The sequence below is a fragment of the Streptomyces sp. JN8 genome (genome assembly GCF_055808075.1).
This window is the reverse complement of sequence record NZ_CM147852.1, coordinates 3,428,531-3,449,662: the sequence shown is the minus strand read 5'-3', so window position 1 is coordinate 3,449,662 and position 21,132 is coordinate 3,428,531. Positions and strand designations below refer to the sequence as shown.

Here is a 21,132-nt window from a genome sequence, read left to right as displayed (position 1 = left end):
CCACCTCCAGGGGCGAACCCCGCTCACCCCGCCGCCTCCGTGAGTTCGGTGCGCATCGCCTCGCGCAGTCGCAGCGTGGACACCAGGCGCTGGAACGCCTCGGACCAGTAGCCGCCCGCTCCGGGGGAGACGTCGTCCGCCTCCTCGGGACGGGCCGTCAGGGACTCCAGCTGCCGGGCCGCCTCCGGCGCGAGGCAGCGCTCCGCGAGCCCCATCACCCCGCTGAAGCTCCAGGGGTAACTGCCCGCCTCCCGTGCGATGTCGAGGGCGTCGATCACCGCCCCGCCGAGCGGCTCCGCCCACGGCACCTCGCAGACGCCCAGCAGCTGGAACGCCTCCGACAGGCCGTGGGCCGCGATGAACGAACCGACCCAGCCGGCCCGTTCGCCGGCCGGCAGCGTCGCGAGGAGCTGCGCCCGCTCGGCCAGCGACGAGGTGCCGGGGCCGGTCGCGGGCGGTGTCGCGGGGGAGCCCAGCAGGGCACGCGACCAGGCCGCGTCCCGCTGGCGCACGGCCGCCCGGCACCAGGCCGCGTGCAGTTCGGCCTGCCAGTCGTCGCCGACCGGAAGCGCCACGATCTCCTCCGGGCCGCGCCCCCCGAACCTCGCCGGCCAGCAGGACAGCGGCGCCGCCTCGACGAGCTGGCCCAGCCACCAGGACCGCTCGCCCCGCCCGGTGGGCGGCACCGCCACGAGGCCGTCCCGCTGCATCGCCGGGTCGCACTCGTGCGGCGCCTCCACGGCGATCGTCGGCGACCCCGCCGTCCGGTCGAGCCCGACGCACGCCACCGCCCGGCCCGCCATCCGGCCGGCGAGCGCCGAGGCGGGGAGGGCGGAGAGCAGTTCGGCGGCGGTCGCGCGGACGTTGCGGCTGCGGTCCCCGAGGGCCTCCTCCAGGAACTCCTCGTCCGCATCGCGCAGTCCGGTCCGCAGCGAGTCGAGGAACATCAGCCGGTCCTCCGCCCGCTCGGCGGACCAGGTGGACGCGAGGAGGGCGAGACCGGCCGCCGGATCCTTCGCCCGTACGGCGCCGAGCAGGGCGATCCGCTCGGCGAACAGGCCCTCGCCCCACAGGGCTTGCACACCCTCCGTGTCCCCGGGATCCGGGAGGGAGCCGCCCGCTCCCGCGCCGCGCAGGGCGAACCGCCACTCCGGGTTGAGCCGGGCCAGCCACAGGCCGCGCGGGCCGGCCAGCTGGAGGGCCTGGGGCCGCAGATCGGTGCGGGCCCGGGCCGCGTCGAGGAGCGCGGGCAGGGTGGCGGACGGCGACCGGTAGCCGCGCTCGTTGGCGAGGGCGAGCCACTGCGGGAGCAGCTCGGCCAGGTCGGGCGCGGCGCCGCGCCGTCCGGCGGGCGAGGGTGCGGCCCGCCCGGCGAGCAGCTGGTCCAGCCGGCGCCGGGCCGCCCCGGGCAGCGGGCTCCGGTGGTCCTCGGGAGCGGGCTCGGGCGGCGGGGCGGCGGGCCCGGGCCGCAGCCCCGCCCTGCGCCGTACGGTGTGCAGCGCGGCGGCGTCGAGCAGGGCGCCCGGCAGCGCGGGCCCGGACAGCCCGGCGAGCCCGGCGGGGACCCGCCGGTCGGTGCCGAGGAGGGCCGCGGTGACGAGCTCCTCCCAGGCTCCCGCCTCGGGGCGGCGAGCGGTTCCGGTGCCGCCGGTGGCCGCGGAGGCCTCCGAGGCCTCGGGGAGGAACGCGTCGGCGTCCGGTGTCTCCGGTGTCTCCGGTGCCGGCAGTGCCGTCGGTGTCGGCAGTGCCGTCGGTGTCGTGTCCGTCTCCATCGGGGTCCTCCGGTCGGGGGGTGTGCCGTGGGCGGGGGGCGTACCGGGCGTCATATGAGAGGGACCGTTTCTCCCGGGGCCTCCGGCGACCAGGCGGCCAGCGGGGTGAACCCCCGGTGCCCGCACTCCCCGAAGACCGTCACCGGAGCCCCGCCGGACAGCGCGACCAGGCGCCAGAGCCCGGGGCGCGACTGGGCGGACGCGGTCAGCGGCAGCGCCTCCCGGCCGTCCGCGTCGGCGAGTTGCCAGCCGTACTCCGCGCGCGCGGGGACGACGCCGCTCAGCGTCACGGGCCAGGAGTCCAGCCACGGGTCCTCACGCAGCGCCCGGCCGTAGGAGTCGAGGGCCGCGCCCACCGGTCCGCCCGGCGGCGGGACGACGGGGACGTCGACCGGGGCGAACTCCCCGCCGGGCTCCGCGCGCAGCTGGCCGGCCCCGGCGTGCGGGGTCAACTCGCCGTCGAGCACGGCGCCCACGGGCAGGGCGAGGCGGGGCGCCCGCCCCGCCGCGCCGAAGGACAGCAGGAGCGCGGTGCGTCCGCTCGCCGTGCCGTGCAGCCAGATGCGCCGGGTGGTCAGCCGGGCGTCGGCCGCGTCGTACTGCGCGAGCACCAGCCAGTGGTCGCGCACCGGGGCGCCGTCGAGCGGGGCGGTGAGGCCGACCCGGGTCCGCACGGTCGTCGCGAGGGGCCCGGGCAGCCGGTCGGCGGCGAGCCAGGCGCGGCCGAGGAGGCGGGTCAGCGCGGACTCCTCCAGGAGCCGCACCGGCCAGCCGGGTCCGGAGCCCGGTATCGCCCCCAGCTCCCTGACCCGGCCCGCGAGCCCCGGCGCCTGCGCGTCGACCATCCGGGCCGCCGTCTCCTCCCACAGCCCGTACCCCCGCTGCTCGGCCGCCGCGAGACCGCCGCGCAGCAGGTCGGCGAGCCGCTGCTCCAACTCCTCGGCGCCCGAGGTGATCCGGGCGGCCCGGCGCTCCGCCCTGCGGCGGGCCGCCTCGGGGTCCGCCGGTCCCGTGCCGCCGCCCCCGGTCCGCCGGTCCGCGCCGCCGTCCGGCGCGCGCCGGGCCGCGAGCCATCGGCCGGCCCAGTCGGGCGCGGTCGTGCCGCCGCCCTCCGAGCCGTCCGCGGCGTGCAGCAGGAGCAGGCCGAGTGCGTGCTTGCACGGCAGCTTGCGGCTGGGGCACTCGCACAGGTACGCGGGCCCGGTCGTGTCGACGACCGTCCGGTACGGCACGCGGCCGCTCCCCTTGCACAGGCCCCAGACCGCGCCGTCGCCGCTGCCCCGCCCCGACCACGGTCCGGCCGTCCCGAGCCTGCCTCCCGCTCTGCGCGAGGCGTCGTCAGGAGCCAGTGCCAGCACCTGCTCGGACGTCCAGCGCACCCCCATGGCATTCATGTCTCCGACGGTAGAGGCCGCCACTGACAACGCCGGCGGCCCGGCGGCCGGGCTCCTCCGGCGACCCCGACGAAGATCGCTTTACCCTTCCTTTACTATCGTCGGGCGGGATCAACCGACCCGCGCGAACCACCCAGGGGGAACCCGTATGAAGCGCACCGCCCGCACCGCCGTCTCGGCCCTCGCCGTCGCCGGCCTCGCCCTCGGCCTCGGCGCCTGTTCCGAGGCCGCGGAGAAGGCCGTCGACCAGGTCGACAAGTCCGTGACCGAGTCCTACGAGGTCACGTACGAGGTCAGCGGCCAGGGCATCGAGTCCATCGACTACCACGCGGGCGGGGGCACCGCGATGGAGCCGAAGACCGAGTCGGAGAAGAAGCCGACCACCCCGTGGAAGAAGACGGTGACGCTGAAGGGCATCATGCCGCCGGCCGTCATGCCGGTCTCGCTGACCCCGGCCGACCTCACCTGCAAGGTCATCTACCAGGGCAAGGTCATCAAGGAGGCCAAGGCCGAGGCGGCCATGGCCGGCGGCTGCGTCGCCGTCTCCCCGGTCGTGGGCTAACCCGACCGCCCGGGAGCGGCCCTCGCGGACTGACTCCCCCTCACCTCCCCAACAGCCCCTGACCAGCGGCGACTCCGATTGTCAGTGGCATGGTGCACGGTGGATCCCACAGCAGATCGAACGATCTGGAGGGGGATCCATGACCGTGCCCGAAACCATCGCGCAGCCCCGGTCCGGTGCCGAGACGGACACCGGACCGGGCGGGCCGCAGGCCGCGACCGAGGTCCTGCGGCCGCACGCGGAGCACGCCTTCGCCGACGAACTCGCCGCGCTCGCCGCGGCCGACGACCGTCCCCGTCCCGCCCGCTGGCGCCTCTCGCCGTGGGCCGTCGCCACCTACCTCCTCGGCGGCACCCTCCCCGACGGGACGGTGATCACCCCCAAGTACGTGGGGCCGCGCCGCATCGTCGAGGTCGCCGTCACCACCCTCGCCACCGACCGGGCGCTGCTCCTGCTCGGCGTCCCCGGCACCGCCAAGACCTGGGTCTCCGAGCACCTCGCCGCCGCCGTCAGCGGCGACTCGACCCTCCTCGTCCAGGGCACCGCCGGCACCCCCGAGGAGGCCGTGCGGTACGGCTGGAACTACGCCCGACTGCTCGCCCACGGCCCCAGCAGGGACGCCCTGGTGCCGAGCCCCGTCATGCGGGCGATGGCCCGGGGCATGACCGCGCGCGTGGAGGAGCTCACCCGCATCCCCGCCGACGTGCAGGACACGCTCATCACGATCCTGTCCGAGAAGACCCTGCCCCTGCCCGAGCTCGGCGAGGAGGTCCAGGCGGTCCCCGGCTTCAACCTGATCGCCACGGCCAACGACCGGGACCGGGGCGTCAACGAACTCTCCAGCGCGCTGCGCCGCCGCTTCAACACGGTGGTCCTGCCGCTGCCCGCGACCCCCGAGGCGGAGGTCGACATCGTCGCCCGCCGGGTCGAGCAGCTCGGTCGTTCCCTCGCGCTGCCGGCCGTACCGGACGGCGTCGACGAGATCCGCCGGGTCGTCACCGTCTTCCGCGAACTGCGCGACGGGGTCACCACCGACGGCCGAACGCGGGTCAAGTCCCCCTCGGGGACGCTCTCCACGGCCGAGGCGATCTCGGTCGTCACCGGCGGACTCGCGCTCGCCGCCCACTTCGGCGACGGGGTCCTGCGCCCCGGGGACATCGCGGCGGGCATCCTCGGCGCGGTGGTCCGCGACCCGGCGGCCGACCGGGTCGTCTGGCAGGAGTACCTGGAGACCGTGGTCAGAGAGCGGGACGGCTGGAAGGACTTCTACCGCGCCTGCCGCGAGGTGAGCGGATGACGTCCCCGTCCACCGCCGACTCCCGCGCCACCCCCACCCCCACCTCCCCCGCCTCCCCGTCCGCCCTCCCCTCGCCGCCCGCTCCCGCCCGCGCGTCCGCGGTGCGCGCCGGGGCCGCCCCCGGCGGCGGGCCGCTCCTGCTCGGAGTGCGGCACCACGGGCCCGGGTCCGCGCGGGGAGTGCGGGCCGCGCTCGACGCGGCGGAGCCCGCCGTCGTCCTCATCGAGGGCCCCACCGAGGCCGACGCCCTCGTCGCCCTCGCCGCCGACCCCGCCATGCGGCCGCCCGTCGCCCTCCTCGCCCACGCCGTGGACGACCCCGGCCGGGCCGGCTTCTGGCCGATGGCCGCGTTCTCACCCGAGTGGGTCGCCCTCCGCTGGGCCCTCGACCGGGGCGCCGCCGTGCGGTTCGTCGACCTGCCGGCCGCGCACACCCTGGCCGCCGACCCCACCTGGGACGACGGCGACGACGGGGAGGACGGAGCTTCCGGGAGCGGCCCCCCGGTCGACCCCGTCGCCGAACTCGCGGCGGCCGCCGGATACGAGGACGCCGAGCGCTGGTGGGAGGACGCCGTCGAACTGCGCGGCGGCGAGGACCCCACCGCCCCCTTCGAGGCGCTCGCCGAGGCGATGGGAGCCCTCCGCGAGGCCCACGGGCACGGCGGACACCCCCGCGACCTCGTCCGCGAGGCCCACATGCGCCTCCGGCTGCGCGCGGCCCGCAAGGAGTTCGGCGACGACGCCGTCGCCGTCGTGTGCGGCGCCTGGCACGTCCCCGCCCTCACCCGGAGGACGACCGTCGCCGCCGACCGGGCCCTGCTCAAGGGCCTGCCCAAGGTGAAGACCGAGACGACCTGGGTCCCCTGGACCCACCGCAGGCTCGCCCGCCGCTCCGGATACGGCGCGGGGATCGCCTCACCCGGCTGGTACGCCCACCTCTTCGCGGCCCCCGACCGGCCCGTCGAGCGGTGGATGACCCGGGTCGCCGGACTCCTCAGGGCCGAGGACCACCCGGTCTCGCCCGCGCACGTGATCGAGGCGGTCCGGCTCGCCGAAGGCCTCGCCGCCCTCCGCGGCCGCCCGCGCCCCGGCCTCGACGAGACGACCGACGCCGTCCGCGCCGTGCTCTGCGAGGGCTCCGACGTGCCGCTCGACCTCGTCCGTGACCGCCTCGTCGTCGGCGACGTCCTCGGCGAGGTCCCGGCCGGCGCCCCCGCCGTCCCCCTCCAGCGCGACCTGGCCCGCCGCCAGCGCACCCTGCGCCTCAAGCCGGAGGCCGCCGAGCGCGACCTCGACCTCGACCTCCGCAAGGACACGGACGGGGAGCGCAGCCGGCTCCTGCACCGGCTGCGGCTCCTCGGCGTCGGCTGGGGCGAGCCGTCCACCGGCCGCTCCGGCACCGGCACCTTCCGGGAGGGCTGGCGGCTGCGCTGGGAGCCCGAACTGCACGTCCGGGTCGCCGAGGCCGGCGTCTGGGGCACCACCGTCGAGGCCGCCGCCACCGCCCGGGCGCGGTCCCGGGCGGCGGGGGCGGCGACCCTCGCCGACATCACCGCCCTCGCCGAGCAGTGCCTCCTCGCCGGACTCGGGGACGCCCTGCCCGTCGTCATGCGGGCGCTCGCCGACCGGGCCGCGCTCGACACCGACGTCTCCCATCTCGCTCAGGCCCTTCCCGCGCTCGCCCGCGCCCTGCGCTACGGCGACGTCCGGGGCACCCGGACGGAGGCCCTCGGCGAGGTCGCCGCCGGCCTCGCCGAACGGATCTGCGTCGGCCTGCCGCCCGCCTGCGCGGGGCTCGACCCCGACGCGGCCGCCGCCATGCGCGAGCGGATCGACGAGGTGCACCGGGCCCTCGCCCTGCTGCCCGGGGCGGCCGGGCTCGCCGACCGCTGGGCCGGCGTCCTGCGCCGCCTCGCCGACCGCGACCGGATCCCGGGCGTCCTCCGGGGCCGGGCCGCCCGGCTGCTGCTCGACGAGGGCCGGATCGCCGTCGACGAGGCCGCCGTCCTCATGAGCCGCGCCCTCTCGCCCGGCACCCCGCCGCCCGACGCCGCCGCCTGGATCGACGGATTCGCCGGCGGGGCCTCCGGCGGCGGGCTGCTCCTGGTCCACGACGAACGGCTCCTCGGACTGGTCGACGCCTGGCTCACGGGCGTCCCGGCGGAGGCCTTCACCGGCGTCCTGCCGCTGCTGCGGCGCACCTTCGCCGCGTACGAGCCCGGGGTGCGCCGCACCCTCGGGGAACTGGTCGCCCGCGGCCCGGGGACCGGGGGGCCCGGCCACGCCCTGCCGGGCGTCCCCGGCTTCGCGGCCGACCCCGACCCGGACCGGGCGGACGCCGTACTGCCCGTCCTCCACCTCGTCCTCGGCACGGAGGCCCTCGTATGAGCACCGGCACGACCACCGGCACCACCCCGGGCGGCACCACGGGACCGCTCGCCGGACCCCTCGCCGGACCGCGGGCGGGGACCGGGGACGACGAGCGGCTGCGCCGCTGGCGGCTCGTCCTCGGCGGCGGGGAGGCCGACGGTACCGGCCGTGCGCTGACCGGCACCGACGCCGCCATGGACGGTGCCCTGACCGCGCTCTACGGCGCCAAGGGACCGGGCGAGCGCGCCGGGCGGGAGCGCTCGGCCGGACTGGGGGCCTCGGCGCCCTCCGTAGCCCGCTGGCTCGGCGACATCCGCACGTACTTCCCCCGGTCCGTCGTCCAGGTGATGCAGCGCGACGCGATCGACCGGCTCGGGCTCGCCACCCTGCTCCTGGAGCCGGAGATGCTGGAGGCCGTCGAGGCGGACGTCCACCTCGTCGGCACGCTGCTCTCCCTCCACAAGGCCATGCCCGAGACGACCAGGGAGACCGCGCGGGCCGTCGTCCGCAAGCTCGTCGACGACCTGGAGAAGCGCCTCGCCGCCCGCACCCGCGCGACCCTCACCGGCGCCCTCGACCGCTCTGCCCGGATCAGCCGCCCGCGCCACGGGGACATCGACTGGGACCGGACGATCCGCGCCAACCTGGCCCACTACCTGCCCGACCACCGCACGGTCGTCCCCGAGCGGCTGATCGGCCACGGGCGGGCCTCGCAGGCGATCCGGAAGGAGGTCGTGCTCTGCGTCGACCAGTCCGGCTCCATGGCCGCCTCCGTCGTCCACGCCTCCGTCTTCGGCGCCGTCCTCGCCTCCATGCGGTCGATCGCCACCCGGCTCGTCGTCTTCGACACCGCCGTCGTCGACCTCACCGACCGGCTCGACGACCCCGTCGACGTCCTCTTCGGCACCCGGCTCGGCGGCGGCACCGACATCAACCGCGCCCTCGCCCACTGCCAGTCGAAGATCACCCGGCCCGCCGACACGGTCGTCGTCCTCATCAGCGACCTGTACGAGGGAGGCATCCGCGACGAGATGCTGAAGCGGGTCGCGGCGATGAAGGCCTCGGGCGTCCAGTTCATCGCCCTGCTCGCGCTCTCCGACGAGGGCGCCCCGGCCTACGACCGCGACCACGCGGCGGCGCTCGCCGCGCTCGGCGCCCCCGCCTTCGCCTGCACGCCCGACCTGTTCCCGGAGATCATGGCCGCGGCCCTGGAGAAGCGCCCGCTGCCGGTACCCGCGGTCTGACGGCCCCGCGCCCGCCCCGTCCGCCGCCCCGCGAGGGCACCCGTCCGCCGCCCCGGCCGTCCCGTGTGCGTCCGGAGTCCCTCCGGGGGGCGGATGCGGAATCCGTCGTCGCCGGACCACCCGCTCGGGTGTTCCACGCCTCATTGAGTCCCATATCACAGAGGTATCCGGGCGGCCCTCACTCTTGCTCACGGCGCGTCGTGAGGGGCCGGGAGGCCAGGCCCCGCCTGCCGCGGAGGCCGCGCGGCGCCCCTCCGCGGCCCCCGCCGGCGACCCCGTGGCCCCTACACCCTGTGACCCGTATCACCGCTCCGTTGTGATCTGCGATTTAGGGACCCACGGCCCTCGGCGATAACCTGCGAGACGGACATGCCGCGTCCACGGACACCGTGTACGCCTCCCTTGTGACAGTGCAGTCACGTTGCCCTCCGCGGCACGCCCACGCAGACAACGAACCGCGATCATCAGAAAAGGGACGGACGCGCGTGGACCTGTTCGAGTACCAGGCGAGGGACCTCTTCGCCAAGCACGGTGTACCGGTGCTGGCCGGTGAAGTCATCGACACGCCTGAGGCGGCGCGCGAGGCCACCGAGCGTCTTGGCGGCAAGTCGGTCGTCAAGGCGCAGGTGAAGGTCGGTGGCCGCGGCAAGGCCGGCGGCGTGAAGCTGGCGGCGAACCCGGACGAGGCCGTCGCCCGCGCGACGGACATCCTCGGGATGGACATCAAGGGCCACACGGTCCACAAGGTGATGATCGCCGAGCTGTCCCCGGAGATCGAGGCCGAGTACTACGTCTCGTACCTCCTCGACCGCACCAACCGCACCTTCCTCGCGATGGCGTCGGTGCAGGGCGGCATGGACATCGAGGAGGTCGCGGAGAAGACCCCCGAGGCCCTCGCGAAGGTCCCGGTCAACGCCGTGGACGGCGTCGACATCGAGAAGGCCCGCGAGATCGTGGCCCTGGCGAAGTTCCCGGCCGACGTGGCCGAGGGCGTCGCCGAGGCCCTGGTGACCCTGTGGAAGACCTTCGTCGCCGAGGACGCGCTCCTCGTCGAGGTCAACCCGCTGGTCAAGACCAAGGACGGCCGCATCCTGGCCCTGGACGGCAAGGTGTCTCTCGACGAGAACGCCGACTTCCGCCAGCCCGACCACGAGGCGCTCGAGGACAAGGCCGCAGCCAACCCGCTCGAGGCTGCCGCCAAGGCCAAGAACCTCAACTACGTCAAGCTCGAGGGCGAGGTCGGCATCATCGGAAACGGTGCCGGTCTGGTCATGTCGACCCTGGACGTCGTCGCGTACGCCGGTGAGAACCACGGCGGCGTGAAGCCGGCCAACTTCCTCGACATCGGCGGCGGCGCCTCCGCCGAGGTCATGGCGAACGGCCTGGAGATCATCCTGGGCGACCCGGACGTCAAGTCCGTGTTCGTCAACGTCTTCGGTGGCATCACCGCCTGTGACGAGGTCGCCAACGGCATCGTCCAGGCCCTGGAGCTCCTCGCCTCGAAGGGCGAAGAGGTCACCAAGCCGCTGGTCGTGCGCCTCGACGGCAACAACGCGGAGCTGGGTCGCAAGATCCTGTCGGACGCGAACCACCCGCTCGTGCAGCGTGTGGACACCATGGACGGCGCGGCCGACAAGGCCGCCGAGCTCGCGGCTGCGAAGTAAGGGACGAGGTCAGAACACCATGGCTATCTTCCTGACCAAGGACAGCAAGGTCATCGTCCAGGGCATGACCGGTGCCACGGGCATGAAGCACACCAAGCTCATGCTGGGTGACGGCACCAACATCGTCGGCGGCGTGAACCCGCGCAAGGCCGGCACCACCGTCGACTTCGACGGCACCGAGGTCCCGGTCTTCGGCACCGTCGCCGAGGCGATGAAGGAGACCGGCGCCGACGTCTCGGTCCTCTTCGTCCCGCCGGCCTTCGCGAAGGCCGCCGTGATCGAGGCGATCGACGCCGAGATCCCGCTGGCCGTCGTCATCACCGAGGGCATCGCCGTCCACGACTCCGCCGCCTTCTGGGCGTACGCGCAGGCGAAGGGCAACAAGACCCGCATCATCGGCCCGAACTGCCCCGGTCTCATCACCCCGGGCCAGTCCAACGCCGGCATCATCCCGGGCGACATCACGAAGCCGGGCCGCATCGGCCTGGTCTCGAAGTCCGGCACGCTGACGTACCAGATGATGTACGAGCTCCGTGACATCGGCTTCTCGTCCGCCGTCGGCATCGGTGGCGACCCGGTCATCGGCACCACGCACATCGACGCCCTCGCGGCGTTCGAGGCGGACCCCGAGACCGACCTGATCGTCATGATCGGCGAGATCGGCGGCGACGCCGAGGAGCGTGCGGCCGACTTCATCAAGGCCAACGTCACCAAGCCGGTCGTCGGCTACGTCGCGGGCTTCACCGCGCCCGAGGGCAAGACCATGGGCCACGCCGGCGCCATCGTCTCCGGCTCCTCCGGCACCGCCCAGGCGAAGAAGGAGGCCCTCGAGGCCGCCGGCGTCAAGGTCGGCAAGACGCCGACCGAGACGGCGAAGCTCGCGCGCGCCATCCTCGCGGGCTGAGCGACCGGTCGCCGCGGGACTCCGCGGTAGCCGTACGAGAGGGCCCCGCCCCCGCCCGGACTCCGGGCGAGGGCGGGGCCCTCTCGCGTGCGCCGGCCGGCGCGGGGTCATTCGGCGGCCGGGACCAGCCGCTCCGGGCCCGGGTTCGGCTGGGAGCGCAGCTTGTCGCGGAGCACCAGGTCCTCCGGGCGGAGCTTCTCCGGGCCGCCCCGCACCGGGACGCCGTTGACGGTCTCGCCGGGGGCGTTCACCGGGATGTAGTGGGTCGGCGCGGTCGCCGCCGCGAAGCCGGTGACGCCGATGAGGACCGCCGTCACCCCCAGCACCGCACGGGTCCAGGTCCGCGCCCGGCGCTCACTGCCCGACCGGACGGCGCGGGCCGCCGGCAGGGTGGTGGTCGGCGCCTCCGCGACCAGCGAGCCGAGCCGTCGGTGCAGGACCTCCGGTTCGGCGAGCTCGGGGACCTTCTTCGCGAGGACCGTGCGGGCGTGCAGCAGCCGGTTGGCGGCGGCGGGCGTGCTCGCCTCGGTCTCGGCCGCCGTCTCCGGCAGGTCGAGCCCGAGCCCGTCGTAGAGCAGGACGGTGCGTCGGTAGGGCGCGGGGAGTTCGAGGAGGGCGGTGAGCAGGGCCCGCCGGCCCGCCTCGGTGGGCGGCGCGTCGGGGTGCTTGTGGGTGCGGCGCAGGCGGTGCCAGGGGGAGAGGGCGTACTCGTAGGCCGTGGCCCGCACCCAGCCCACCGGGTCCGCGTCGACGGCGACCTCGGGCCAGTGCTCCCAGGCGCGGTGGAAGGCCTGCTCGACGGCCTCGCGGGAGAGCCGCCGCCGGCCCGTCAGCAGGTACGTCTGGTGGACGAGGCCGGGCGCCGCTCGTGCGTACAGCTCGTCGAACGCCTCCTCGGCGGTGGCTCCCGGTACGGCGGGGGGCCCGGCGGGCCGCTCCTCCGCGATCCACGGGGCCGCGGCGGCGACCGGTTTCAGCCGCTCCTGGGGCCTCGGGGGGCCCTTGCGGGCGGGGGCCGCGGTGATGGCGGGAGACGGGGAGGGGGCCCGGGGCGGCTTCGCGGCCCGCTTGGCGGCGGGCTTGGGGCGGACGTGCGCCGCGGGGGCGGCGGCGGGCGGCTGCGGCCGGTCCCTGGACGGGACCTGCGGCCGGTCCTTCGCCGGGACCTGCGGCCGAACGGGTGAAGACGGCCCGGACCGCGGCTGTTCGGGCTCGTCGGCCCCGTCCGGGGGAGGCGAGGGGGCCGACGCGTCGGCCGGCCCGGACGTGCCGAGCAGCTTCGCGTACGCCTCGCGCTTGCGGCCCCGGGGTGTCGAACGCCCGGTCTCCCATGACCTGACCGTGGCCTTCGTGACGCCCATGGCCTCGGCGACCTGCTCCTCGCTCAGGGCGAGGGCCTCACGCAACCTGCGCCGCTCCTTGGGGGTCGGCAGGGTGGCGGAGGATGCGGAATCCGCGGTGCTCCGGCTCATCGGTGTCGACCTCCCGCAGAGCTGCTGTGGGCGGAAAAGTACATAAACGTATATTGAGCGACACAGCGGATGTTTGCCTGTTACGCGGCAAAAGCGCGTGTCGTTGGGAGCATGGCCCCGTGACCCATGTGACCGAGCACCCCCTGGTCCAGAGCGGCCGTTCCGCCGCGCTCGCCCTGGCCTGCGTCCGGGGCGGGGTCGCCGCCGGACTCGGCCTCGGCGCCCTCGCGGTCCTGGTCGTCGCCGCCTGGATCGGCTCCCCGTACCCCGACAGCGGCCCCGGCGGCGCCCTGCACCTGGCCGCCGGTCTCTGGCTCCTCGCGCACGGAGTGGACCTCGTCCGGACGGACACCCTGTCCGGGCTGCCCGCGCCCCTCGGCGTCGCGCCGATGCTGCTGGCCGTCCTGCCCGTCTGGCTGCTCCACCGGGCCACCCGCGACACCCTCGACGCGGTCGACGACGACCGCCGTCGGCCGTCCGCCGCATCCGCCGTCGGGGCCGTGGCCGGCGGATACCTCCTGGTCGCCGCCGTGGTCGTGCTCTACGGCACGAGCGGCCCGCTGCCCGCCGATCTGCTCGCCGCCGGGATGTGGCTGCCCCCGCTCGTGCTGGGCGCGGCCGGGGCAGGCGCCTGGACGGCGCTGGGGCGCCCGCTGCCCGCGCAGCGGCAGGCGGCCGCCGCCCTGCGCGCGACCGGACTCGGCCTCGTCACCCTGCTCGGCGGCGGCGCGGTCGTCGCCGCGGTCTCGCTCGCCCGGCACGCGGGCGAGGCGCAGACCGCCCTCACGGCCCTCACGGGGGAGTGGTCCGGGCGCATCGCGGTGCTGCTGCTGGTCCTCGCGCTGCTGCCGAACATGGCGGTCTGGGGCACCGCGTACGGGCTCGGGCCCGGCTTCGCCCTCGGCACCGGCGCCTTCGCGACCCCGCTGGGCCTCGTCGGGGACCCGGCCGCGCCGCCGTTCCCGCTGCTCGCCGCGCTGCCCGACGACGGGCGGGGCGGCTGGACGCAGGGGGCGGCCGTGGCGGTCCCGCTGGCGGCGGCCCTGCTCCAGGGCGGCCGGGTGGGCCGCGCGGCGCGCACCTGGACGGCCCGGGACACGACCCTGACGGCCCTCGGCGCGGCCTGGGCCTGCGGGGCGGTCATCGCCGTGCTGTCGGCCGCCGCGGGCGGACCGCTCGGTACGGCCCGGCTGTCGGCCTTCGGCCCGGTGTGGTGGCAGACGGGCGCGGCGGCGGTCCTGTGGGGGGCGTGCGTCGGGGTCCCGGTGGCCCTGGCGGTACGGGCCTGGGGCCGACGCGTCCCGCGGCCGAAGCCGCTCCCGGTCCCCGCGGAGGCTTCGGCGGGCCGGGCGGTGGCGGCGTCGGAGACGCCCGCGGCCGGCTCCGTCCCCGGCGGCCCGTCGTCCCCCGACGGGCCGGAGGCCGGGGGCGCGGAGTCGGAGAAGCCCCCGCCGCCTTCCGGGGGGAAGGCGGCGGGGGCTTCGGGGACCTCGGACCACGGCGCCTCGGAGGCCGCGGGCGCCGCCGGGTCGAAGGAGGCCGGAGCGGGGGCCGGACGCGGGGGCGACCCGGCCCGTGACGCCTATGCCGACTACGACCCCTACGGCGACGCCGCGTTCGAGCCCTACGACTACCTCCCGGCGGCCTGGGAGCCCACCGCGCCGCCACCGCGCCCGGCGCCGCCCGCCGACCGGGGCGGCCCGGCCTGACCGGCGGGGCGCCCCGAGGCGCGGTCCGGGTGCTACTCCCGCACGCCGAAGCCCGCGCGCAGCGGCTTCGGGAGGAGGTCGTTGCAGGCCAGCTGGCCCGCATGGGTGAGGGCGTCGTCACGGCACTCGTAGAAGTCGCGGTAGACGACCTGCATGGTGAAGCCGACCGCGACGATCATCAGGGCCACGCTCGCCGCGACGAGGCCGCTGATCGCGGCCGTCCGCATCGAGCGGAGCGGCGCCGCCGTGGCGCCCTGGCCCGACGGCCGGCCGACGGGCTGCCCGGGTGCCTGTCCCGGGGGCTGGGCCGCCGGCCCGCCCGCCGACTGTGATGTCGGCGACACCCCGCCGGCCGGTGCCGGCTTGGCGCGCAGCGAGCTGATCGCCCAGTAGAGGCCCAGGGCGCCGAGCAGCAGCGCCAGTTCCGGGATCTCGAAGACGGCGAAGAAGAAGGCCCACATGCCGGCGAGGATCGCGTACCGCGCGCGGCGCTGCGCCGGGTCCGTCGGGTCCCAGCGGAGCCCGCGCCCGCCGCCGCCCTGGCCGCCGCCGCCCTGGCCCGGCCCGCCCTCCGGGCCGCCGCCCTGCCGCTCGGGCCCGCGGCCGAAGCCGTCGTCCGAGCGGCCCGGCTGGCGCGGGCTCCAGCGGCCGTCGGACGGCCCCGACGACCCGGAGCCGGACGATTCGTCGTCCGGGCTGTCGGGGCCCTCCGGTCGCCGCGGCTGCCACGGCTGGTCCGGCCTGCCCTCGGGCGGCGGCGCGAACGGGTTGTTGTCGTCCGTGGACTGGCGTTCCGGCATCAGCTGAACGTCTTCCCTCTGTCGTCAGGACCACGGCCGCACCCGTGGTCTCCGCTGCTGTCTCGTCTCCTGCTGCGAACCGCCGCACCGGTGCGCCCGCCTGCTGCCGCGGGTGCCCCTGCCGTGCCGCGTCCGCGAACCGCTCCGTGCTCGTCGTCCGCCGCGCCGTCCGCGTTCCGACCGGTGCTGGTCGGGGTCCGCGTCCGGCGTCGGACCTTGACGCTACCGCCCTGCTCCGCCCCCGTCCCGTGGGGGCCGTCCGGTGTGCCGGTATCGTTGCTGACGGTCGAGCCATTCGTAGGGTTCCCCGTATCGAGCGGCACGATTCGTTCGTACGACCGTACAAACACCACGGAAAGAGTGACCCAGTGGCTGCCGCCCGCCTCGTCGTCCTGGTCTCCGGTTCCGGTACCAATCTTCAGGCCCTCCTCGACGGCATCGCCGCGGACCCCGAGGGGTTCGGCGCGGAGATCGTCGCGGTCGGCGCCGACCGCGACGGCATCGCCGGTCTGGAGCGCGCCGAGCGCGCCGGACTGCCCACCTTCGTGTGCCGGGTGAAGGACCACGCCACCCGCGAGGAGTGGGACCGCGCCCTCGCCGAGGCCACCGCCGCGTACGAGCCGGACCTGGTCGTCTCGGCCGGCTTCATGAAGATCGTCGGCAAGGAGTTCCTCGCCCGCTTCGGCGGTCGGGTCGTCAACACCCACCCGGCCCTGCTGCCCAGTTTTCCCGGTGCCCACGGGGTGCGTGACGCCCTCGCCTACGGCGCGAAGGTCACCGGGTGCACCGTCCACTTCGTCGACGACGGTGTCGACACCGGCCCGATCATCGCCCAGGGCGTGGTCGAGGTGCGGGACGAGGACGATGAAGCCGCTCTGCACGAGCGCATCAAGGAAGTCGAGCGCTCACTGCTCGTCGACGTCGTGGGGCGCCTCGCCCGGCACGGCTACCGCATTGAGGGACGAAAGGTTCATGTCGGTGAACACGGACACCGTTAAGCCCATCCGCCGCGCGCTGGTCAGCGTCTACGACAAGACGGGTCTGGAGGAGCTGGCCCGCGGTCTGCACGAGGCCGGTGTCGAGCTCGTCTCCACCGGCTCCACGGCGGGGAGGATCGCCGCCGCCGGGGTTCCGGTCACCAAGGTCGAGGAGCTGACCGGCTTCCCCGAGTGCCTGGACGGCCGCGTCAAGACCCTCCACCCGCGCGTGCACGCCGGCATCCTCGCCGACCTGCGCCTGGAGTCGCACCGCGCGCAGCTCGCCGAGCTCGGTGTGGAGCCCTTCGACCTGGTCGTCGTGAACCTCTACCCGTTCAAGGCGACCGTCGCCTCCGGCGCCACCCCCGACGAGTGCGTCGAGCAGATCGACATCGGCGGCCCGTCGATGGTCCGCGCGGCGGCCAAGAACCACCCGTCCGTGGCGATCGTCACCAGCCCCGAGCGGTACGGCGACGTCCTCGCGGCCGTCCGTGCCGGCGGCTTCGACCTGACCGCCCGCAAGCGCCTGGCGGGCGAGGCCTTCCAGCACACCGCGGCGTACGACGTGGCCGTCGCCGCCTGGTTCGCCGACGACTACGCGGCCGCCGACGACTCGGGCTTCCCCGACTTCCTGGGCGCCACCTACGAGCGGAACAACGTCCTGCGCTACGGCGAGAACCCCCACCAGGGCGCCGCGCTGTACGTGGACGGCACGGGCGGCCTCGCCGAGGCCGAGCAGCTGCACGGCAAGGAGATGTCGTACAACAACTACACGGACACCGACGCCGCGCGCCGGGCCGCGTACGACCACACCGAGCCCTGCGTCGCGATCATCAAGCACGCCAACCCGTGCGGCATCGCGGTCGGCGCTGACGTCGCCGAGGCGCACCGCAAGGCCCACGCCTGCGACCCGCTGTCCGCGTTCGGCGGCGTCATCGCCGTCAACCGCCCGGTCTCGGTCGCGATGGCCGAGCAGGTCGCGGAGATCTTCACCGAGGTCATCGTCGCCCCGGCGTACGAGGACGGGGCCGTCGAGATCCTGGCCAAGAAGAAGAACATCCGCGTCCTGAAGGCCGAGGGCGCCCCGAGCAACCCGGTCGAGGTCAAGCCGATCGACGGCGGCGCGCTGCTCCAGGTCACCGACCGCCTCCAGGCCGAGGGCGACGACCCGGCGAACTGGACCCTGGCGACGGGCGAGGCCCTGTCCGCCGAGGAGCTCGCCGAGCTCGCCTTCGCCTGGAAGGCCTGCCGCGCGGTCAAGTCCAACGCGATCCTGCTCTCCAAGGACGGCGCCTCGGTCGGCGTCGGCATGGGCCAGGTCAACCGCGTCGACTCCGCGAAGCTCGCGGTCGAGCGGGCGGGCGAGGAGCGGGCGCGCGGCTCCTACGCCGCTTCGGACGCCTTCTTCCCCTTCCCGGACGGCCTGGAGATCCTCACCGCGGCCGGTGTGAAGGCGGTCGTGCAGCCGGGCGGCTCGGTGCGGGACGAGCTCGTCGTCGAGGCCGCGAAGAAGGCCGGCGTGACGATGTACCTCACGGGGACGCGCCACTTCTTCCACTGAGCCGCGCAGGCCACGGGCGGCCCGCCGATCCCCTCCGCGGGGGGCCGGGGGCCGCCCGTCGGCGTTCCGCGGCGGCGCGGGAGGGCGGGGACCGGGCCCGACGGCGGCAGGTCCGCCGATCGGGTGGTCTCTGGTCTAATGGGTTGCTCTTTTGTCGACCACTGGTAGTGGGGGCGTGGTGTTGGACGTACAGAACAGGCTGGCCGAGGAGGCCGGCACCGGTGCTCCCGACGCCGCCGGCAGCGCCTCGCCGGACGGCCTCGCACCGGCCCCGCTCCGCCCGTACCTGATCCTCGCGGGCGTCCTGTGCGGCCTGTACTTCCTCTACTCCTGGGTGCAGTACGCGCACTTCCGCACCCCGTCCTGGGACCTCGGGATCTTCGGGCAGTCCGTCAGGGCGTACGCCGAGTTCCGGGCCCCCGTCGTCGACATCAAGGGCCCCGGCTTCCACATACTCGGGGACCACTTCAGCCCCGTCACGGCCCTCCTCGCGCCGCTGTACTGGGTCTGGTCCTCGCCGGCCTCCCTGCTGTTCGCGCAGGCCGCGCTCTTCGCGCTCGGCGCCGTCGTCGTCGGCCGCACCACCCAGCAGATCCTCGGCAGCCGGGCCGCCGGCATCGGGCTCGCGCTCGCCTACGGGCTCTCCTGGGGGCTCCAGGAAGCCGTCAAGTCCGACTTCCACGAGATCGCCTTCGCGGTCCCGATGCTCGCCCTGACCTGCCGGGCCCTGCTCCTCGGGCGCTGGACCGCGGCGGCCGCCTGGGCCGCGCCGCTCGTCCTCGTCAAGGAGGACATGGGCCTCACCGTGTCGATGGTCGGCGTGGTCCTCTTCCTGAAGGGCCGGAAGCGGCTCGGCGCCGCCCTGGCCGGCTTCGGCGCCGCGGCGTTCGCGCTGACCGTCCTGGTCCTGATCCCGGCGGCGAGCCGGGTCGGCGAGTACGACTACTGGTCGAAGATCGAGAAGACCGGCCAGGGCACCGACACCTCCTTCGGCCAGGTCATCGGCGACGCGCTCGGCTCGGGCGAGCGCTGGGAGATGGTGTTCTACCTGCTCGCCATCACCGGCTTCCTCGCGCTGCGCTCCCCGCTGGTCCTGCTCGTGCTGCCCACCCTCGGCTGGCGCTTCCTCTCCCAGGACCCCAACCACTGGGGCATGCACTGGCACTACAGCGCCATCCTCATGCCGGTGGTCTTCCTGGCCCTGGTGGACGGCGTCCGTGCGGTGCGGACCTCCCCGCGCGCGTGGCTCGCCGCGTACGGGAAGGTCGCCGTCCCCGTGGCGACGGCGGTCGCGCTGGTCCTCGCGGCGAACCTGCCGCTGCGGGAGCTGACGAAGCCGGAGACGTACCGGTCGGACGTCCGCGCCGAGCAGGCGCGGGCGGCGGTCGACGCGGTGCCCGAGGGCGCGAGCGTGGAGGCCGACGTCTCGCTCCTCGCCCACCTCACCGCGGACCACCGGGTCTACTGGGTCGGCACCTCGAAGGGCGCCACCCCGGACTATCTCGCCTTCGACCTGCGCGGCTGGTCGCAGCAGGTCTCCGACCCGGAGCTGCTGGCTTCGCAACTGCATCCGGAGGCGCGGTACGAGATCACCCACCGCTCGGACGGCTTCGCGGTCCTCAAGCGGGTCTGACCCGGCGGACGCGACGGGGGCCCGGTTCCGTGCGGAACCGGGCCCCCGTCGTCGGGTGGATCAGTACTGCTGCTTGTTGCGGTTGAACCAGGCCGAGCCGTCCGACTTCGCCACGAAGACGATGATCAGGACGCCCAGGACGAGGCTCACGATGCCGAGCGGCAGCGAGAAGATGCTGAAGAGCACGGCGAACGAGGACCAGACGATCGCGCCGATGCGGACGCCGTTGCCGCCGGACTTGAACTTGGCGGCGAGGACCATGCCGAGCACGGCGAAGATGAGCGAGACGATGCCCGCGCCGATCAGGATGCCCTGGCCCATGTCGGCGAACGCCTGGGCGTCGGCGGACGAGGAGCCGGACTTGTCGAGCTCGCTGTCGACCGCGAAGGAGATGCCGATCGCGGCGATGCCGCCGAGCAGGTTGAACGCGCCGAGGATCCACAGCATCACGCGGGCGGACTTCACCCCGCCGGGCATGTCCATGGCCACGCCCGGGTAGCCGCCCCCGCCGTACGGGGAGACCGGCGGGGCCGCCGGGTAGCCGTAGCCCTGCTGCGGCGGCACGCCCTGGGGGGCCTGCTGCGGGTAGCCGTAACCGGGCTGCTGGCCCTGGCCCTGACCCTGCGGCTGGCCGTACGGGTTGTTCGGGTCACCGAAGCTCATCGCGGGATTCCTCCGTGAAATTCTCGTGCGGGGACGACGCGGCCCGCGCGGAGGACTTTTCACGGCATGTGAGCGGATTCCCCCCGGCACTTTCCGCGGTACTTCGCCGATCATCGTGGTCGCAACGTCGACTTTTTGTCCAGTCGATACCCGGCGGAGTTGTGCAAGTGCAACCCGTCGCTCAGCGTGACCGGCCGCCCGGTGCGAGCGAATTGGAACAAGGCGGGGGTCATCCGGGAGGATGTCTCCATGAGCGCCCAGATTCTCGATGGCAAGGCCACCGCAGCCGCGATCAAGTCCGATCTGACCGTCCGTGTGGCGGCCCTCAAGGAGCAGGGCGTCACACCCGGACTCGGCACCCTCCTGGTCGGCGACGACCCGGCGAGCCAGAAGTACGTGGCCGGCAAGCACCGCGACTGCGCGCAGGTCGGCCTGGCCTCGATCCAGCGCACGCTGCCCGCCACCGCCACCCAGGAGGAGATCGAGGCGGTCGTCCGGGAGCTCAACGAGGACCCGGCCTGCACGGGCTACATCGTGCAGCTGCCGCTCCCCAAGGGCATCGACGAGAACCGCGTCCTGGAGCTCATGGACCCGGCCAAGGACGCCGACGGCCTGCACCCGACCAACCTCGGCCGGCTCGTCCTCAACGAGCCCGCGCCGCTGCCCTGCACGCCGAACGGCGTCATCGCCCTGCTCCGCGCGCACGGCGTGGAGATCAACGGCGCGGAGGTCGTGGTGGTCGGCCGCGGCGTCACCATCGGCCGCACGATGCCGCTGCTGCTCACCCGCCGCTCCGAGAACGCGACCGTGACCCAGTGCCACACCGGCACCCGGGACCTCTCGGCTCACCTGCGCAACGCCGACATCATCGTCGCCGCGGCCGGCGTGCCACACCTGATCAAGGCCGAGGACGTGAAGCCGGGCGCGGCCGTCCTCGACGTCGGCGTCTCCCGGAACGACGAGGGCAAGATCCTCGGCGACGTGGACCCGGGCGTCTCCGAGGTGGCCGCCTGGATCTCCCCGAACCCCGGCGGCGTCGGCCCGATGACCCGCGCCCTGCTCCTCGTCAACGTCGTCGAGGCCGCCGAGCGCGCGGCCGCGGCGCTCTGAC

Annotated in this window: 16 protein-coding genes; 11 read left to right on the top strand and 5 right to left on the bottom strand. The window is 75.0% G+C overall.

Annotation, left to right across the window (positions count from 1 at the left end; translation table 11 throughout):
* Window positions 1–23: 23 nt before the first annotated feature.
* The gene (locus ACY0MR_RS14870; protein WP_473561123.1) at window positions 24–1,772 is read right to left on the bottom strand and encodes a DUF5691 domain-containing protein; all 1,749 of its coding nucleotides are present in this window, start codon (window positions 1,770–1,772) and stop codon (window positions 24–26) included.
* Window positions 1,773–1,822: 50 nt separating this feature from the next.
* Window positions 1,823–3,166 (bottom strand): SWIM zinc finger family protein, encoded by a 1,344-nt coding sequence (locus tag ACY0MR_RS14865; RefSeq protein WP_473561121.1) that lies wholly within the window; start codon window positions 3,164–3,166, stop codon window positions 1,823–1,825.
* Window positions 3,167–3,314: 148 nt separating this feature from the next.
* Between ACY0MR_RS14865 and ACY0MR_RS14860 the strand changes: the two genes are divergently transcribed.
* The 6 genes from ACY0MR_RS14860 to sucD all read left to right on the top strand — a co-directional run bounded on the left by ACY0MR_RS14860 (window position 3,315) and on the right by sucD (window position 11,206).
* A complete protein-coding gene (locus ACY0MR_RS14860; RefSeq protein ID WP_361858510.1) occupies window positions 3,315–3,728 on the top strand; it encodes a hypothetical protein in 414 nt (137 codons plus the stop codon).
* Window positions 3,729–3,867: 139 nt separating this feature from the next.
* A complete protein-coding gene (locus ACY0MR_RS14855; protein ID WP_388792808.1) occupies window positions 3,868–5,025 on the top strand; it encodes an ATP-binding protein in 1,158 nt (385 codons plus the stop codon).
* Window positions 5,022–7,412 carry a DUF5682 family protein gene (locus ACY0MR_RS14850; protein WP_473561118.1) on the top strand — a complete coding sequence of 797 codons (2,391 nt, stop codon included), beginning with the start codon at window positions 5,022–5,024 and terminating at the stop codon, window positions 7,410–7,412. Before ACY0MR_RS14855 ends, ACY0MR_RS14850 begins: the two co-directional genes overlap by 4 nt.
* On the top strand, window positions 7,409–8,638 hold the full coding sequence (locus tag ACY0MR_RS14845) for a VWA domain-containing protein (protein WP_473561116.1): 1,230 nt from the start codon (window positions 7,409–7,411) through the stop codon (window positions 8,636–8,638). The genes ACY0MR_RS14850 and ACY0MR_RS14845 overlap by 4 nt, the downstream gene beginning before the upstream one ends.
* A 485-nt stretch (window positions 8,639–9,123) precedes the next feature.
* Window positions 9,124–10,302, top strand: a complete 1,179-nt coding sequence (sucC, locus tag ACY0MR_RS14840; RefSeq protein ID WP_033210588.1) for an ADP-forming succinate--CoA ligase subunit beta — start codon at window positions 9,124–9,126, stop codon at window positions 10,300–10,302.
* Window positions 10,303–10,321: 19 nt separating this feature from the next.
* A complete protein-coding gene (gene sucD / locus ACY0MR_RS14835) occupies window positions 10,322–11,206 on the top strand; it encodes a succinate--CoA ligase subunit alpha (RefSeq protein WP_361858496.1) in 885 nt (294 codons plus the stop codon).
* Between the two features lie 107 nt (window positions 11,207–11,313).
* Here the strand turns inward: sucD and ACY0MR_RS14830 are convergent, their stop codons facing one another.
* Complete coding sequence (locus tag ACY0MR_RS14830; RefSeq protein WP_473561114.1) at window positions 11,314–12,678, bottom strand: sigma factor-like helix-turn-helix DNA-binding protein; 1,365 nt, start codon at window positions 12,676–12,678, stop codon at window positions 11,314–11,316.
* A gap of 119 nt (window positions 12,679–12,797) precedes the next feature.
* Between ACY0MR_RS14830 and ACY0MR_RS14825 the strand changes: the two genes are divergently transcribed.
* Window positions 12,798–14,387, top strand: coding sequence for a cell division protein PerM (locus ACY0MR_RS14825; RefSeq protein ID WP_473561112.1), 1,590 nt, complete (start codon window positions 12,798–12,800; stop codon window positions 14,385–14,387).
* A gap of 32 nt (window positions 14,388–14,419) precedes the next feature.
* Here ACY0MR_RS14825 and ACY0MR_RS14820 read toward each other — a convergent pair whose 3' ends face one another.
* Window positions 14,420–15,187, bottom strand: a complete 768-nt coding sequence (locus ACY0MR_RS14820) for a hypothetical protein (protein WP_473561110.1) — start codon at window positions 15,185–15,187, stop codon at window positions 14,420–14,422.
* Between the two features lie 368 nt (window positions 15,188–15,555).
* Here ACY0MR_RS14820 and purN point away from each other — a divergent pair, with 368 nt between their 5' ends.
* From purN to ACY0MR_RS14805, 3 genes are all read left to right on the top strand, one after another.
* Complete coding sequence (gene purN / locus ACY0MR_RS14815; RefSeq protein WP_388792821.1) at window positions 15,556–16,185, top strand: phosphoribosylglycinamide formyltransferase; 630 nt, start codon at window positions 15,556–15,558, stop codon at window positions 16,183–16,185.
* Window positions 16,160–17,725: a bifunctional phosphoribosylaminoimidazolecarboxamide formyltransferase/IMP cyclohydrolase gene (purH, locus tag ACY0MR_RS14810; protein WP_388792823.1), complete on the top strand. Its 1,566-nt coding sequence runs from the start codon at window positions 16,160–16,162 to the stop codon at window positions 17,723–17,725. The genes purN and purH overlap by 26 nt, the downstream gene beginning before the upstream one ends.
* A 178-nt stretch (window positions 17,726–17,903) precedes the next feature.
* Window positions 17,904–19,358 (top strand): DUF2079 domain-containing protein, encoded by a 1,455-nt coding sequence (locus tag ACY0MR_RS14805; protein ID WP_473561792.1) that lies wholly within the window; start codon window positions 17,904–17,906, stop codon window positions 19,356–19,358.
* Window positions 19,359–19,418: 60 nt separating this feature from the next.
* Here ACY0MR_RS14805 and ACY0MR_RS14800 read toward each other — a convergent pair whose 3' ends face one another.
* A complete protein-coding gene (locus ACY0MR_RS14800) occupies window positions 19,419–20,021 on the bottom strand; it encodes a hypothetical protein (protein ID WP_388792825.1) in 603 nt (200 codons plus the stop codon).
* A gap of 249 nt (window positions 20,022–20,270) precedes the next feature.
* Between ACY0MR_RS14800 and ACY0MR_RS14795 the strand changes: the two genes are divergently transcribed.
* On the top strand, window positions 20,271–21,131 hold the full coding sequence (locus tag ACY0MR_RS14795) for a bifunctional methylenetetrahydrofolate dehydrogenase/methenyltetrahydrofolate cyclohydrolase (protein ID WP_404079364.1): 861 nt from the start codon (window positions 20,271–20,273) through the stop codon (window positions 21,129–21,131).
* Window position 21,132: the final 1 nt, after the last annotated feature.